Source organism: Massilia haematophila (genome assembly GCF_042647645.1).
Lineage (GTDB): Bacteria > Pseudomonadota > Gammaproteobacteria > Burkholderiales > Burkholderiaceae_D > Telluria > Telluria haematophila.
In genome coordinates this window covers 3,102,579-3,116,962 of record NZ_JBHRVV010000001.1, presented here as the reverse complement: position 1 = coordinate 3,116,962, position 14,384 = coordinate 3,102,579, and the positions used below count along the sequence as shown (strand labels likewise).

Genomic DNA, 14,384 nt, shown 5'->3' with positions numbered 1-14,384 from the left:
CTCGGTCCTAGAATTGCCTTAGAGCATTTCGCCACTGCCGGGAATCTTCCATGTTCAACCATCTCGCTGCCGCCACCGCGCTGTTCGTCGCCGCCTCCGCCCAATCCGCCGAACTGACCGCGCTCGAGCAGCGCTGGCTGCAGGCGGCGGGCCCGGTCCTGTCCTATTCGCAAAGTTTAAAGCTGCCGATCGACATCATCGTCCAGCCGCAGGCGCGTCCGAACGACGTGCCGCTGGCGATGGGCTACGACGGTGGGCGCTGCAAGCTGGTGCTGACGCTGCGCGGCAACCCGCAGGCCGAAAGCGTGCTGGCCGGCGTCCCGGCCGAGCGCCAGGGCGAGCTGATCGAGGCGATGGCGGCGCATGAAGTCGCACACTGCTGGCGCCATGCGCAAGGCGCCTGGAATGTACTGCCGGCCGGCTTCGTCGAAGTCGGCGAGGAAAGCGCGGCCAGCGCCGATTTGCTGGCCGCCTCGAAAGCGATGCGCGAAGCGCGCCGCGAGGAAGCCTATGCCGACCTGGCCGCCCTGGCCTGGACCCGCCACCGCAATCCGGAGGCCTATGGCCGGGTGCACGCCTGGTTCGAGGCGGTGCGGCGCGCGCAGCCGGTGGTGCGCGGCGGCCACGATACCCGCCTGTGGGTGGAGCTGGCGCGCGACGCCGGCCGTTTCGGCGCGGCCGGCGCGCCTTTCGAGGACGCGGCGCCGCTCTGGCGCGAAGGCCTGCTGCGCGCCGACTAGGCGCCGCTCTCCAGCAGCATCCCGGTGGCGCAGGACCTTCTACCGCTGGGATATGGTTTTTTCGACAGGTGTTCGCTGACGCACAGATGCAGGCGGGGGTAGGGCGTTTAATGACGTTATCACAACAACCGCCCCAAGGGACACCGCCATGAAAACCTTGCTCGCCACTTTGCTGGCCACTGCGGCCGGCGCCAGCTTTGCCGCCGCACCGACCGCTGCCCTGAACGACGATCCGGCCTACCGCAACGTGACCCAGAAGGCCGCTTCCGAATACAAGGCGGCGACCGCCAAGTGCGATGCCAGGAGCGGCAACGACAAGGACGTTTGCATGGCAGAGGCGAAGGCGTCCCGTGCGCGTACCGAAGCGCAGGCCGTCGCCAAGTACGACACCAGCGCCGAAAGCAAGGCCAAGGCGCGCAGCAAGGTCGCCGAGGCCGAGTACGATGTCGCCAAGACCAAGTGCGACGCGAAGAGCGGCGCCGAGAAGGACAGCTGCATGGACAACGCCAAGTCGGTGCGCACCGCCGCCCTGGCCGACGCCAAGGCCGGCCGCGATGTTGCCGAGACTCGGGCCGAGACCCGGACCGAAACCCGCACCGGCGCCACCGGCGCCAGCGGCAGCGCCGGCCTGGTCGCCAGCACCGACACCAAGGATCCGGCCAAGGCCGCGGCTGTCGCCAAGTGCGAGCAGGCCACGGGGAACGCGAACACCGGCTGCCTGATCGACAGCAAGGGCAACGTGACGACCCTGGCCGGCCGCGCCGGGAACGCGACCGAGCGCGCCGCCGAGAATACGAAGGAAGCCGCCGCGAACGCCGGCGACAAGACCCGCGCCGTCGCCTCGAACGCCGCCGAGAAGACCAAGGAAGCCGCCGCCACCGCCGTCGACAAGACCAAGCAGGCTGCCGCGACCGTGGCCGAGAAGACCGGCCTGGACGGCACCGGCGAACGCCTGCGCGCGGCCGGTGCGACCATCGCCCAGAAGACCGAGAGCGCGCTCGATAACGCCGGCGAGAAAACCCGCGAGGCCGCCGCCAGCGCCAGGGAAAACACCCAGGAAGCGATGCACACCGCCGGCGACAAGACCCGCCAGGCCGCGTCGACCGCCGCCGACAAGACCGACCGCGCCACCGACAAGGCGGCCGACAACACCCGCGACGCGACCCGCGGCACCGCGGTGGCGGCGTCCGATACCGCCATCACCACCAAGGTCAAGGCCGGCATCTTCAAGGAACCGGACCTGAAATCGATGGCGATCCACGTCGAGACCGAGAAGGGCGTGGTGATGCTGAGCGGCTTCGTCGATTCGAAGGCCGAGGCCGACAAGGCCGTGAAGGTGGCCAAGGAAGTCGAGGGCGTGACCAGCGTGAAGAGCGCCATCAAGGTCAAGTAAGCCTTGCCGTAGACAAGCGATGCGGCCGCCGTGGCCGCACTTCACCCCGCGCGCGCGGCCGTCGTTCGATGGCAGCGCGCTCTTTTTCGTCGCTGCCGCAACACGTAAGCGTGCATTCCAGCTGCATGGGCGCCGCGATCGGCTGGCCGCGCGCGGCGCCGGGTATAATTTTCGGGTGAACAAACTCGAAGCCTTCGGATACATCGTGGCCCAGGCGGCCCGCGGTGAAATTACCTTTCCCACCAGTGTCAACGCCGTGCTGCGCCTGCAGCAGGCGCTCGACGATCCCGACTGTCCGCTCGACGAGGCGATCCGCCTGGTGCTGGCCGAGCCGCAGCTGGCGGCGCGCACCGTGGCGCTGGCCAATTCGGCCGCTTTCGGCGGCGCCGGCCCGACGGTCACCAACGTGCGCGCGGCCGTGATCCGGATCGGCTACCGCCGCCTGCAGGCGCTGGTCGCGAGCCTGGTGGTGCGCCAGTTCGGCAGCCGCATCAAGGACCCCGGCCTGCGCGCCAAGGCCGAGCAGTTGTGGGAGCACACGGTGCATGTCGCGACGCTGGCGCAGTCGCTGGCGCGCCACGTCACCTTCGTCAATCCGGACACGGCCCTGTTCGCCGGCATCATCCACGAGGTCGGCGGCTTCTACCTGCTCTCGCGCGCCGACGAATTCCCGGGCCTGCTCGACGACGACCCCGAGAAGTGGGGCGAGCTGTGCGAGGACGTGGTGGGCCTGGAGGTGCTCAGGAAGCTGGCGGTGCCGGCCCCGGTGGCCGACGCCATCGGCGAGATGCGCCGCGCCTGGATCAACATGCCGCCCGCGACCCTGCTCGACACCCTGCTGCTGGCCAACCAGTTCGCCCCGGTGCCTTCGCCGCTGGGCGCGGCGCCCGAGCCGCCGGCGCACGGCGACAGCGCGCTCGACTTCGTGCTCGACGAGGACATGCTCGACGAGATCCGGCGCGAGGCCGCCGAAACCCGCCTGGCGATGGACGGGCCGCTGCTGGTCTGAAGCCAGTCCCGGCCACGGCGCGGGAACCAAGGGCGAGGACAGCAGTCCTAAGCGTAGGGGACCCTCGTCCCGTGCGGAGGCATCGTGTCCAGGCGCATCGTGTCCGACGGTTTCGCGTCCAATCGTCGGGCGATAGCGCCCCGGTGGCTGCAACCGTTGTGGCGACAACTGTTTTGCCTGTTGTTCCTGCTGGCGCTGGCCCCGGCCTGTGCGCAGGCATCCGCGCGCGTGCCGTCGGTGGCGCTGCTGACGATCGACGGCCCGATCGGGCCCGCCTATGCCGACTACGTCGAGCGCGGCATCGCGCGCGCCGGCGCCGAACGGCGCGCCCTCGTCGTGCTCCAGCTCGACACGCCAGGCGGGCTCGACACCGCGATGCGCACCGTCATCCGCGCCATCCTCGCCGCGCCGCTGCCGGTGGCCTGTTTCGTGGCCCCGAGCGGCGCGCGCGCGGCCAGCGCCGGCACCTACATCCTTTACGCCTGCCACATCGCGGCAATGGCGCCCGGCACCAACCTGGGCGCGGCCACGCCGGTCCAGGTCGGCCCGGCAGGCCCCGGCCCTCCGGAAAACGGCAAGGACAAGCCACCCTCGACCATGGAAGCCAAGGCCATCAACGACGCCGCCGCCTACATCCGCGGGCTCGCGCAGCTGCGCGGACGCAACGCCGAGTGGGCCGAGCAATCGGTGCGCCAGTCGCGCAGCCTGTCGGCCGGCGACGCGCTCGCCGCCGGCGTCGTCGATATCGTCGCGCGCGACGTCGCGCAGTTGCTGGCGCTGAGCGAGGGCCGCATCGTGCGCGTGCGCAACGCCGATTGGCGGGTACAGGCCGGCGCGGCGGCTGTGGTCGATGCGGCGCCCGACTGGCGCACGCGCCTGCTCGCCGTGATCGCCAACCCGAGCGTGGCGCTGATCCTGCTCACCGTCGGGGTGTATGGCCTGCTGTTCGAGTTCATGAGCCCCGGCGCGGTGCTGCCCGGCGTGATGGGCGCGATCTGCCTGCTGCTCGGCTTGTATGGCATGCAGCTATTGCCAATCAATTACTCGGGCCTGGCGCTGATCTGCTTCGGGCTGGCCTGCATGGTGGCCGAGGCGTTCCTGCCCAGCTTCGGCGTCATCGGACTGGGGGGCGTGGCGGCCTTCGTCATCGGCGCGCTGCTGCTGATGGACAGCGAGGCGCCCGGTTTCGGCATGCCGCTGGGCTTCGTCGCCGCGGTCGGCGTGACGGCCGCGCTGCTGGTCGGCGCCACCGCCCAGGTCGCGCTGCGCACGCGGCGGCGCCCGGCGCCCGGCGTCACCGCGCGGCTGGAAGGCGAAATCGCCGAGATGCTGGGCGACGCCGCGCGCGAGGGCTGGGCCAACGTCGGCGGCGAGACCTGGCGCGTGCTGACCGACACTCCGCTCGCGCAAGGGCAGCGGGTGCGGGTGGCGGGGCGGCGTGGGCGCGTGCTGCTGGTTGCGCCGTTTGACGCTGGAATGCCCGATGCGCGGGCACAGGACAGGAAGCCCGCGAATGGGCATTGAGGAGATCGACATGCTGTTCGAACTCGGTTTCGGCGCCGCCTTCCTGGTATTCCTGCTGGCGCTGCTGTTCGCGCTGTCGGTGCGCATCCTGCGCGAGTACGAGCGCGGCGTGGTGTTCCAGCTGGGGCGCTTCTGGTCGGTCAAGGGGCCGGGCCTGATCCTCCTGATCCCGGTGCTGCAGCAGATGGTGCGGGTCGACCTGCGCACCGTGGTGCTCGACGTGCCGAAGCAGGACGTGATCTCGCGCGACAACGTCTCTGTGAAGGTCAACGCGGTGCTCTACTTCCGCGTGATCGACCCCGAACGGGCCATCATCCAGGTGGCGAACTACCTGGAAGCGACCAGCCAGCTGGCCCAGACCACGTTGCGCTCGGTGCTGGGCAAGCACGAGCTCGACGACATGCTGGCCGAGCGCGAGCGCCTGAACATCGACATCCAGCAGGTGCTCGACGCCCAGACCGGTGCCTGGGGCATCAAGGTGGCGAACGTCGAGATCAAGCACGTCGACCTGGACGAATCGATGGTGCGCGCGATCGCCCGCCAGGCCGAGGCCGAACGCGAGCGGCGCGCCAAGGTGATCCACGCCGAGGGCGAACTGCAGGCCTCGGAAAAACTGATGCAGGCGGCCGAGGTGCTGGCGCGCGAGAAGGGGGCCATGCAGCTGCGCTACCTGCAGACCCTGTCGACCATTGCCGGCGACAAGAGCTCGACGATCGTGTTTCCGTTGCCGATGGAATTGCTGTCGCGGTGGATCGAGAGGGAAGGCCGCTAGAGCCGACATTCGCGCCTTAACGCGGCGATATGAAATAGCGGGAGGTGATGATCTACGTCAACTTTTAGTGATACTATTTGGAAATACAAATTTCCTACAGGAATTCACCATGCGTGCTGCCAAGCTTGCCTTGAGTCTTCTCTCACTCAGCCTGGGCAGTGCGGCGCAGGCCGGTGTCATCGACCTGGGCAGCATGATCGGCGGCGCCAACCTGTACGCTATCCGCGATGTCACGGCGACCTCGAGCGACGTCGAAGGGGCGGTGGTCGCGGGCGGCAACGTGACGGTGTCGAGCTATTCCATCAACGCCAACAACCGTCCGGCCTTCGGGCAATACGCGGTGGTCGCGGGCGGGAATCTGAGCGTGACCAGCGGGTCGATCAACCACGGCGGCGTGTATGTCGGCGGGACCACGAGCATGCAATGGGCGGCGACGCCGACGGCCTTGCCGGCCAATCCGGTCGACTTCGCCGCGGCCGAGCAATACTACAAGTCGCTGACGCGCACCATCGCCGACCTCGATGCGACCGGTGTCGTCGCTCCGTTGTGGAGCGGGGTAAAGGTGAGCGGCAGCGGCAACGGCGGCGTGGATGTCTTCAACGTGTCGGCCGACCTGTTCCGCACCTCGAGCAGCTGGACACTGGAGAAGCTGACGGCGGGCCAGACCCTGATCTTCAACATCAGCGGCGACCTCGGCACCTTCAACGACGGTGGCGTCAGTTTCGAGCCGCTGAGCGCCTACAACGTGCTGTTCAACTTCCATGAGGCGAAGAACGTCAACGTGAAGGGCGTGATCGGCAGCGTGCTGGCGCCGTATGCGACCGTCAACGCCAACTGGGGCGTCATCAACGGCAACGTGATCGTCGATACCTGGAATTCGACGATCCAGGTCAACGCGAATCATTACTTCCCGCCGGTCGACGTGCCCGGCTTCAGCCTGCCGCCTGGTAGCGGGGGCGGCGGCGGGCACGCCGAGGTGCCCGAGCCCGGCGCGCTGGCGCTGCTGCTGGCCGGCCTCTGTGCGGCCGGCTTCGCCTATCGGGCGCGCAGGGCCGCCTGAGCGCGGCCGCCGGCCGACAGCATCCACAGCGACAGGACGACCCCGATCACCGCCAGGCCGGCAGCCACCCACTGCGGCGACGCATAGGAATAGCCCAGCGTCAGCGGAATACCTCCGAGGAAGGCGCCCAGCGCATTGCCGATATTGAAGCCCGACTGGCCGAGCGAGGAGCCGAGCATCTCGGCTTCGCGCGAGTGGCTAATCAAGAGCATCTGGATCGGCGGGCCCAGCGCCAGCGCGTTGGCGCCGGTGGCAAAGGCCAGCACCAGCATGGCCGGCTGCGAATTGGCCAGCAGGCCGTTCAGCAGCAGCAGGATCGTCATGCTCGCCAGCAGCAGGGCTACCGCGCGTAGCGGCGCGAAGCGGTCGGCCAGGCGTCCGCCCAGCGTCACCCCGACCGTCATGCCCACGCCGACCACCGTCATGATCAGCGGGATCTGGCCGGGCGCGAAATGCGCGACCTCGGTCAGCAGCGGCGCGATGTAGCTGAACCAGGCGAAGAAGCCGCCGGTGCCGATCGAGGTGATGCCCAGGGCCAGCCACAGGGCCGGCTTGCGGAAGATCTTGAGGTCCTTCCTCAGCCCGGCGCTCGGCGTCGCTTCGAAGAAGGGCACCAGTTGCTTCAGGCTGAAGGCGGTGGCCAGGCCGATCGCGGCGACGATCAGGAACACCAGGCGCCAGCTCAGGTTGTGGCCGAGCCAGGTGCCGAAGGGCACGCCCAGCACGTTGGCCAGGGTCAGGCCGGTGAACATGGTCGCCAGCGCGGCGGCGACCTTGCCGGGATCGGCCAGGCGGCTGGCGACCACCGCGCCGACGCCGAAGAAGGCGCCGTGCGGCAGGCCGGCCAGGAAGCGCGAGGCCATCATCATGCCGAAGTTGGGCGCCAGCGCCGACAGGGCGTTGAAGGCGGCGAACATCAGCATGAACCAGATCAGCACGCTGCGCGGCGGGCGGCCGGCCATCAGCGCGACCAGGGTCGGCGCGCCGACCACGACGCCCAGCGCATAGGCGGAAATCAGGTAGCCGGCCTGGGGAATGCTGATGTGCAGGCCGGTGGCGATGTCGGGGAGGATGCCCATCATGACGAATTCGGTCATGCCAATGCCGAATCCGCCCAGGGCCAGTGGGAACAGGCTTTTCTTGATCAAAATAGGGTGTCTTTACAGGTGCGGTGTGGCCCGCGACACGCCGGATGCGGTCGAAGGTGGTCGGCCACTATAGCGGTTCGCCCGCGCCCAGTCAGCTTTCGTGTCGTGATGTCTGGTATGCGATGCGATGATGGCGCGCGGTGTGCAGCCCGTGCGGGTCAGGCCTCGTCGTCGCGCAGCCAGGCGATGCGCCCGTGGCCGGCTTCGTTCAGGCGCGCGCTGAAGGCGCCGGCCGCCTGTTCGGGCAGGCTGAAGGAAAAGGTCACCTCCTCGCTGTGGGCGACGTCCAGCAGGACGGCGCCGGCAGCGTCGATCTCGCGCCGCACCAGGCCTTCGAGCGGGTAGGGCGCGCTGCAGCGCAGGATGGTCTTGCGCACGATCGCGACCTTCTCGGCCTGCAGCAGGGCCTGGGCAACGCTGTCGGTGTAGGCGCGGACCAGGCCGCCGGCGCCGAGCTTGACGCCGCCGAAGTAGCGCACCACCGTGGCCAGCACGCCTTCCAGGTCCTGGTGGCGCAGCACGTCGAGCATCGGGCGTCCGGCGGTGCCGCTCGGTTCGCCGTCGTCGACCGCGGCCGACTGGCCGCCGGCCAGCAGGGCCCAGCAGACGTGGGCCGCGCCCGGGTGCTGGGCGCGCAGGCCGGCCACCACCTGCTGGGCGCCGGCACGGTCGGCCATCGGCTGCACGCAGGCGATGAAGCGGCTCTTCTTGATGAGCAGTTCGTGGTGGACGGGGGCGGTGATGGTCTGGGCCATGAGCTACCGGAGATGAAACGGAAATGGAAACAAAAACGCCAACCCGAAGGTTGGCGTTTTTGTCGATGCTTTGCAACTTGAATTCTTTGGTAGGCCGTGCGGGATTCGAACCTGCGACCAACGGATTAAAAGTCCGCTGCTCTACCAGCTGAGCTAACGACCCGAAGAAGGCAAGATTATAGCCGGACTCTGGCGAGATTCCAAGTGTTTCCTGAAAACTCATGCGAAATCGCAATACGTGCCCGCTTTTTCGATGGCAGAGGCCGTGCGTCTCGTCCGCGCCAGCCATGCCACAATGACCACATCATGAGCAGACCACCCCAACGAGCCGGGCTGCGCGCGCTGCTGGAGGACGAGCTGCGCGGGCTGGCCACCATCCACGCCAGTGACCGGGCCTGGCAGATGCCGTTCGCCGCCGCGCTGGCATCGGGCCTGCCGCTATTGATCGGCGCCTGGAGCGGGCGCATGGACTACGGCCTGGTGGCGTCCCTGGGCGGCCTGGTCTTCATCTACCTGCCGAATACGCCGATGTCGCACCGCATGGTGATGGTGATGGCGGCCGCCTTTGGCATGACGGCCTGCTACGCGCTTGGCGTGATGAGCCATTTCCTGCCCGGCCTGATGATTCCCGCGCTGGTCTTCGTCAGCATCCTGGTGACGATGGTCTGCCGGTTCTACCGGGTCGTCCCGCCAGGCAGCCTGTTCTTCGTCATGGCCGCCTCGATCGGCGCCTATTCGCCGGTGCCGCTGGCCGACTGGCCGCTGCGGGTCGGGCTGATCTTCCTCGGCAGCCTGCTGGCCTGCCTGATCGGCTTCTTCTACAGTTTATATATGCTGCGCCGGCGCGCGCCGCTGCCGATCGCGCCGCTGCCGGCGGCTACCTTCGACTTCGTGGTGTTCGATTCGGTCATCATCGGCGTTTTCGTCGGGCTGGCGCTGGCCCTGGCACAGGTGCTGCAGCTGGAAAAGCCCTACTGGGTGCCGGTCAGCTGCCTGGCGGTGATCCAGGGCGCGTCGCTGCGCGCGGTCTGGAGCCGCCAGCTGCAGCGCATGATCGGCACCGCGATCGGCCTGCTGCTGGCCTGGGGTCTGTTGCTGTTGCCGCTGGAATACTGGAGCATCGCGCTCCTGATGATGACGCTTACCTTCGTCATCGAGTCCACCATCGTGCGCCACTATGCGCTGGCGACGGTGTTCATCACGCCGCTGACCATCCTGCTGGCCGAAGCGGCGGTGCTGGGCCACGGCTCGGCCGGCGCCCTGATCGGCGCGCGCTTCATCGATACCGTGCTGGGCTGCCTGGTCGGCCTGGCCGGCGGCATCTGCCTGCACAGCCCGCGCTTCCGGGAGGCGGTCGGGACGCCGCTGCGGCGCCTGGTGCCGCAGCGCTTCACGCGCGCACCGCGCTCGCAATAAGCGCGGGCTGCTTACGTTTCGACTTCCTTGTCTTCTTCCTGGGCCTCGTGCATCGCTTCCGGCTCGAGCTTTTCGGCGTCGACGTTCTGGCGGATGAACAGGCCCCAGGCCGCCAGCAGGATGGCCGCCGCGACCCCGATCGAGGCCACGTGCGGCAGCAATTCCGGCTTGGTATGCAGGAACTGGAACACGCCGATCAGGCACTCGACCGCGAGCGAGACCACGACGACGATCAGGAAGCGCGACAGGAAACGCCGCACCCGGGTCGGGGCGCTGGTGTGCACGGTGCGCTGGACCTCTTCCTCGAGCACGGTCTGCCCGAGTTCGAGCGCAGCCACCGCGATGGTCAACAGGCCCACGCATTCGAGGATCAGCTGGAAGCGTTCCGGGACCGACTGCTCGTCGCCGGGCTTCAGGGCGGACCAGATCTCGATCCCGGCCAGCACGATGAGCGCGAAGCCGCAGGCGAAGAACAGGAGGGCGGCAAAGACGTAGCCGACGGTACTGAGTTTGTGGAGCGCTTTCACGGGAAACCTTATTGTCGTATTTGTAGACACTTTAGCATCACTTCCTGGCTGAGGCGCGCACGTGCGTGCGGTGCCGGCCGGGCATAACGATGACCTGGCGCAATATCGCTCCTGCATCGCGCGCTATCGTGGCAGATGCCTTCCGGCATTCATCGAGCTGGAAGGCGTCTTCCAACCGATCACCCAGGAGCGCAGCCGGTCATGAGCATTGCCTTGGCGCAGCAAATTACGTCCGCCCTGGCGGAGTTTTCGAGTGCAAGCCGGCTGCTGGAACTCGTCATCGACGAGGGCCGCGCCGGGCCGGTGCGGGGCAGCCTGCTGGTCGAGGCCTTCGCCGCGCTCGACGCACTGCACGAGGTGGGTGCGCGCGATGTCATCGTCCTGTCGACCAGCGCCCATGTCGCGCTCGAGGCGCTGCTGGGCGAGCCGGCCGCGCTCGAGCTCAGCCTGGCCGACGGCAGCCGCGCGCGCTTCGCGGGCGAGATCAGCGAAGTGGCCATGCTCGGCAGCGACGGCGGCCTGGCGCGCTACCGGATCCGGCTCTCGCCCTGGCTCTGGCGCCTGGGCCAGGTGCGGAGCAGCCGCGTATGGCAGGACAAGACCGTCATCGAGATCGTCGACGCCGTGTTTGCCGCCTACCTGCCGCTGGCGCGCTGGCGCTGGAGCGAGGACGCGACATCGTTCATGGGCCGCGCACTGCCGCGCAGCTACTGCTGCCAGTACCGCGAGAGCGATCTCGATTTCGTCGCGCGCCTGCTGGCCGAGGAAGGCCTGTGCTGGCGTTTCGAGCAGGGCGAGGACGGCCCCGGCCTGGTGCTGTTCGCCGACAGCAGCCGGCGCTGCGCGGTGCCGGACGACGCCGCCAGCGCGTCCGGCGGCGGCGTACGCTTCCACGGCGCCCGCTCGGTCGAGCAGGACGACACGGTGCAGGCCCTGGTCGCACAGCGCCGGTTGCAGGTCTCGCTCACCACGTTGCTGAGCTACGACTACAAGGCCAGGCAGGTCGTCGCGGCCGGCTCGCCCTCGTACTTCACCGCTCCCGCCGGGCTGCCCGCGCTCGAGTCCTTCGACGTGCCGGGACAATATGCCTACGCGAACCGCGAGCAGGCGCGCCGCTACGCCGACCTGCGGATGGAAGCGAAGGAAGCGCGCGCCCAGCTGTGGCAAGGGCGCTCGACCGTGCGCACGCTGCGCGCCGGAACCCGGCTGGCGGTAAGCGGCACGCCCCTGCGCCAGCTGGGCGGTGCACCGGCCTTCACGCTGACGCGCGTGCTCAGCGTCGGCGTCAACAACATGCCGGCGCCGGCCCGACATGCCCTGGCCGAACTGTTCGGCCCGATCCCGGAGCTGCTCGAGGAAATCGCGCCGCGCGACTGGCCGGAAGACGTTGCGCTGGCGCTCGCCCAGGCGCGCGAGACCGGCTATGCCAACTGCTTCGAGGCCATCCCTGCCGACATCCCCTGGCGCCCGGAACTGCCGGACCGGCCGCAGCCGACCGCGCGCGGCGCGCAGAGCGCCATCGTCATCGGCGCCGACGGCAGCGACCGGCCGAACGGCGCTAACGAGCTCTACTGCGACCGCCTGGGCCGGGTGCGCATCCGCTTCCACTGGCAGGACAGCGGCGATGCGAGCTGCTGGGTGCGCGTCGCCCAGCGCGCGGCCGGGGGCGGCATGGGCAGCCAGTTCTTGCCGCGCATCGGACAGGAAGTGCTGGTGCAATTCCTCGAAAACGACATCGATCGCCCGATCATCGTGGGCGCGCTGTACAACGGCCGGGGCGAGGGCGGGATCACGCCGACGCCGGGCGGCCAGCGCAACGCGTCCGATGACCTGGACTGCTTCAAGTCGGCCAGCGACCACGCTCCTTCGGCGCAGGGCAACCTCGCCGGCGGCAACAGCCCGGCATGGCATGGCGCGTCAAGCGACAGCGCCGGCCACCGCAATCCCGCCGCCCAGTGGGGCGTGCGCAGCAAGGAGTTCGGCGGCAGCGGCTACAACCAGCTGCTGTTCGACGACACCGACGGCCAGGGACGCGTCCAGCTTCGCAGCACCCATGCTGCGAGCGAACTGAACCTTGGACATTTGATTCACAGCGCGGACAACTACCGCGGCAGCTTCCGCGGCCTCGGCGCCGAACTGCGCACCGACGCCTACGGCGCCGTGCGGGCCGGAGCCGGGCTGCTGGTGTCGAGCTACGCGATCAACCATTCTTCCGCCGCGCGCGATCCGGCAGGCGAGAACGCCGCCGGCATCGGTGTATTACAGCAGGCAGTCCGGATGGCAGAGACCTTCAGTGCCGCTGCCGTCACGCACCAGACGGTGGCGCTGGCGGGGCAGCTTGGCGCCGCCAAGGCCGGCGCGAGCGTGCTGGACGAGAAGGCGGCGCCGTTGAAGGCAATGCTCACGGCCTTGTCGGGCATGGTCGGCAAGGAGTCGCTTGACGCGGCCATGGCCGATGCCGGGGCCAGGACTACCTCGGCCGGCGAAGGCAAGTTGCCGCATCCGGTCGACCCTGTCATCGCGATTGCGGCCAAGGATGGGTTTGGGGCGAATGCCGGGCAAAGCCTGCAATTGGCGAACGGCGAGACGGTTACCTTGATGAGTGGCATGGATACGCAGTTCGTTAGCGGTGGGCAGATGCGGGTGCATACCGGTCAGGCGATTGGCGTGCTGGGTGGGGCGGTGAAGGCGGGTGAGGGTGGCCTGGGCCTGCAGCTGATCGCGGCCAAGGATGACATCGATGTGCAGGCGCAGGGTGACGAGCTGAAAGTGCAGGCGCGCGATGAGGTGAATATGATCTCAGCCAATGCGCACATCGATTGGGCTGCGGCCAAGAAGATCAGTTTGTCGACGGCGGGTGGGGCGAATATCACGATCGAGGGCGGGAATATTAAGGTGCAGTGTCCGGGAAAGATCAAGGTGCATGCGGGGAAGAAGAGTTTCTTACCGCCGCAACAATTGAGCTATAAGCTGCCCATACTGCCGCAATCCGTATGTGTTGAATGTCTTGCTAAGCGTGCGCTTCAGAGGTCGGCCTTCATCAATAAAGGAGCGTAGATGGAGCGTATGAGGCTAGATCTCGGTGTGTTCCAAGAAATTGCGTGCGAGGATCCATCGCTCAGGTGGTACGCAATTGTCGACAATGCCCAATGCCAAAAGCTTCCGAATATGTTCGGAGCAGGTTCGCGCCAATCACGTTGTTTGTTGGACGCTCCCTTGGATAGTCCGCTCGCACAACTGTGTCCGCATCTCGTGGAGCTCTGCTCGCCAGATTATTCTGATAGTGGCTGGATGTGGATTCGTCTGCATGGAGCGTCAACTCCTTGCGTTTCGGTCATCGCGACCTGTAAACCCTTCGATTCGCTCTTTAATCAACTTGCCCATTGCACGAAAATTTCGCTACCAGATGGGGACACGATGTTCTTTGCCTTTTGGGACTCGGCAGTGCTCGGAACACTAATGGGCCAGGCGGATGACCAAACGCTACACGTTCCTGGGCCAGTACTGGATCAAGGACAGCAAACCATGTTAGCTGACGGCATAGCAAAGTGGTGGTATTGGGATCGGAATGGGGTAATTCATTCGTTTGCTGTCAGAGCAACACCCGCCGTAGCGGCAGTGCGCTCCCTTGAATTAGATCAGCGCCAAGTCGACGATTTAGTCGAGGCAAGCGTGCCAGATTATTTGTTGTACTACCTCACTCTGAATCAGTCTAATCTGATTAACGATTTTTCGTCGTCGGAGCAATATCACATCGTTCGTGGCGCCCTAAACAGAGCGCGTGATATCGGGCTTATTTCGATGCGCGATTTGGTGAATTATGTTTGCGTCGAAATGATTTACAAAGAGCGCCTTCGCGAGGATCGGTATATTGCCGATCTTTTAAATCAAGTAAAGACACGGCAACTGTCATTTCATGATGCTCTTGAATTGCTTCCTTAATCAAACGACGGCATGAGTCAGTGGGGCGATATGAGTAAACCGATTTCGCGACGAAGATATTTGCAGCTCCTTGGGTGTTCCCCCTTATTTTTTACGGC

General features: G+C 67.1%; 12 protein-coding genes and 1 tRNA gene. 9 read left to right on the top strand and 4 right to left on the bottom strand.

All coding sequences use genetic code 11. The features are described 5' to 3' along the window. The first annotated feature begins 50 nt into the window (after positions 1–50). The 6 genes from ACFOPH_RS13905 to ACFOPH_RS13880 all read left to right on the top strand — a co-directional run bounded on the left by ACFOPH_RS13905 (position 51) and on the right by ACFOPH_RS13880 (position 6,498). Positions 51–740 carry a hypothetical protein gene (locus tag ACFOPH_RS13905; protein WP_379735861.1) on the top strand — a complete coding sequence of 230 codons (690 nt, stop codon included), beginning with the start codon at positions 51–53 and terminating at the stop codon, positions 738–740. Between the two features lie 148 nt (positions 741–888). Continuing rightward, positions 889–2,133 (top strand): BON domain-containing protein, encoded by a 1,245-nt coding sequence (locus ACFOPH_RS13900; RefSeq protein WP_379735859.1) that lies wholly within the window; start codon positions 889–891, stop codon positions 2,131–2,133. A gap of 175 nt (positions 2,134–2,308) precedes the next feature. Then, a complete protein-coding gene (locus ACFOPH_RS13895; RefSeq protein ID WP_312548090.1) occupies positions 2,309–3,142 on the top strand; it encodes an HDOD domain-containing protein in 834 nt (277 codons plus the stop codon). 156 nt (positions 3,143–3,298) lie between these two features. Continuing rightward, positions 3,299–4,666: an NfeD family protein gene (locus ACFOPH_RS13890; RefSeq protein WP_379735857.1), complete on the top strand. Its 1,368-nt coding sequence runs from the start codon at positions 3,299–3,301 to the stop codon at positions 4,664–4,666. Next, complete coding sequence (locus ACFOPH_RS13885; RefSeq protein ID WP_379735855.1) at positions 4,656–5,438, top strand: slipin family protein; 783 nt, start codon at positions 4,656–4,658, stop codon at positions 5,436–5,438. Before ACFOPH_RS13890 ends, ACFOPH_RS13885 begins: the two co-directional genes overlap by 11 nt. Positions 5,439–5,547: 109 nt before the next feature. Next, the gene (locus ACFOPH_RS13880) at positions 5,548–6,498 is read left to right on the top strand and encodes a choice-of-anchor A family protein (RefSeq protein ID WP_379735853.1); all 951 of its coding nucleotides are present in this window, start codon (positions 5,548–5,550) and stop codon (positions 6,496–6,498) included. Here the strand turns inward: ACFOPH_RS13880 and ACFOPH_RS13875 are convergent. The 3 genes from ACFOPH_RS13875 to ACFOPH_RS13865 form a co-directional block, all read right to left on the bottom strand. Continuing rightward, a complete protein-coding gene (locus ACFOPH_RS13875) occupies positions 6,474–7,646 on the bottom strand; it encodes an MFS transporter (protein WP_379735851.1) in 1,173 nt (390 codons plus the stop codon). The two genes, ACFOPH_RS13880 and ACFOPH_RS13875, sit on opposite strands and share 25 nt — an antisense overlap. Before the next feature lie 158 nt (positions 7,647–7,804). Continuing rightward, on the bottom strand, positions 7,805–8,401 hold the full coding sequence (locus tag ACFOPH_RS13870) for an IMPACT family protein (protein WP_312548085.1): 597 nt from the start codon (positions 8,399–8,401) through the stop codon (positions 7,805–7,807). 87 nt (positions 8,402–8,488) lie between these two features. Next, positions 8,489–8,564, bottom strand: a tRNA-Lys gene (locus tag ACFOPH_RS13865). Positions 8,565–8,707: 143 nt separating this feature from the next. Here ACFOPH_RS13865 and ACFOPH_RS13860 point away from each other — a divergent pair. After that, positions 8,708–9,817: an FUSC family protein gene (locus ACFOPH_RS13860; RefSeq protein ID WP_312548084.1), complete on the top strand. Its 1,110-nt coding sequence runs from the start codon at positions 8,708–8,710 to the stop codon at positions 9,815–9,817. Between the two features lie 11 nt (positions 9,818–9,828). Here ACFOPH_RS13860 and ACFOPH_RS13855 read toward each other — a convergent pair whose 3' ends face one another. Then, positions 9,829–10,344, bottom strand: a complete 516-nt coding sequence (locus tag ACFOPH_RS13855) for a hypothetical protein (protein ID WP_312548083.1) — start codon at positions 10,342–10,344, stop codon at positions 9,829–9,831. Positions 10,345–10,545: 201 nt separating this feature from the next. Between ACFOPH_RS13855 and ACFOPH_RS13850 the strand changes: the two genes are divergently transcribed. Further along, positions 10,546–13,401: a type VI secretion system Vgr family protein gene (locus tag ACFOPH_RS13850; protein ID WP_379735849.1), complete on the top strand. Its 2,856-nt coding sequence runs from the start codon at positions 10,546–10,548 to the stop codon at positions 13,399–13,401. Continuing rightward, positions 13,402–14,286 (top strand): DUF4123 domain-containing protein, encoded by an 885-nt coding sequence (locus ACFOPH_RS13845; RefSeq protein ID WP_379735847.1) that lies wholly within the window; start codon positions 13,402–13,404, stop codon positions 14,284–14,286. Positions 14,287–14,384: the final 98 nt, after the last annotated feature.

What these genes read in the sequence shown, in the direction of transcription:
- ACFOPH_RS13905 (WP_379735861.1), top strand. Translation starts at nt 51, where the DNA reads ATGTTCAACCATCTCGCTGCCGCCACCGCGCTGTTCGTCGCCGCCTCC.
- ACFOPH_RS13900 (WP_379735859.1), top strand. Translation starts at nt 889, where the DNA reads ATGAAAACCTTGCTCGCCACTTTGCTGGCCACTGCGGCCGGCGCCAGC.
- ACFOPH_RS13885 (WP_379735855.1), top strand. Translation starts at nt 4,656, where the DNA reads ATGGGCATTGAGGAGATCGACATGCTGTTCGAACTCGGTTTCGGCGCC.
- ACFOPH_RS13880 (WP_379735853.1), top strand. Translation starts at nt 5,548, where the DNA reads ATGCGTGCTGCCAAGCTTGCCTTGAGTCTTCTCTCACTCAGCCTGGGC.
- ACFOPH_RS13870 (WP_312548085.1), bottom strand. Translation starts at nt 8,401, where the DNA reads ATGGCCCAGACCATCACCGCCCCCGTCCACCACGAACTGCTCATCAAG.
- ACFOPH_RS13860 (WP_312548084.1), top strand. Translation starts at nt 8,708, where the DNA reads ATGAGCAGACCACCCCAACGAGCCGGGCTGCGCGCGCTGCTGGAGGAC.
- ACFOPH_RS13850 (WP_379735849.1), top strand. Translation starts at nt 10,546, where the DNA reads ATGAGCATTGCCTTGGCGCAGCAAATTACGTCCGCCCTGGCGGAGTTT.
- ACFOPH_RS13845 (WP_379735847.1), top strand. Translation starts at nt 13,402, where the DNA reads ATGGAGCGTATGAGGCTAGATCTCGGTGTGTTCCAAGAAATTGCGTGC.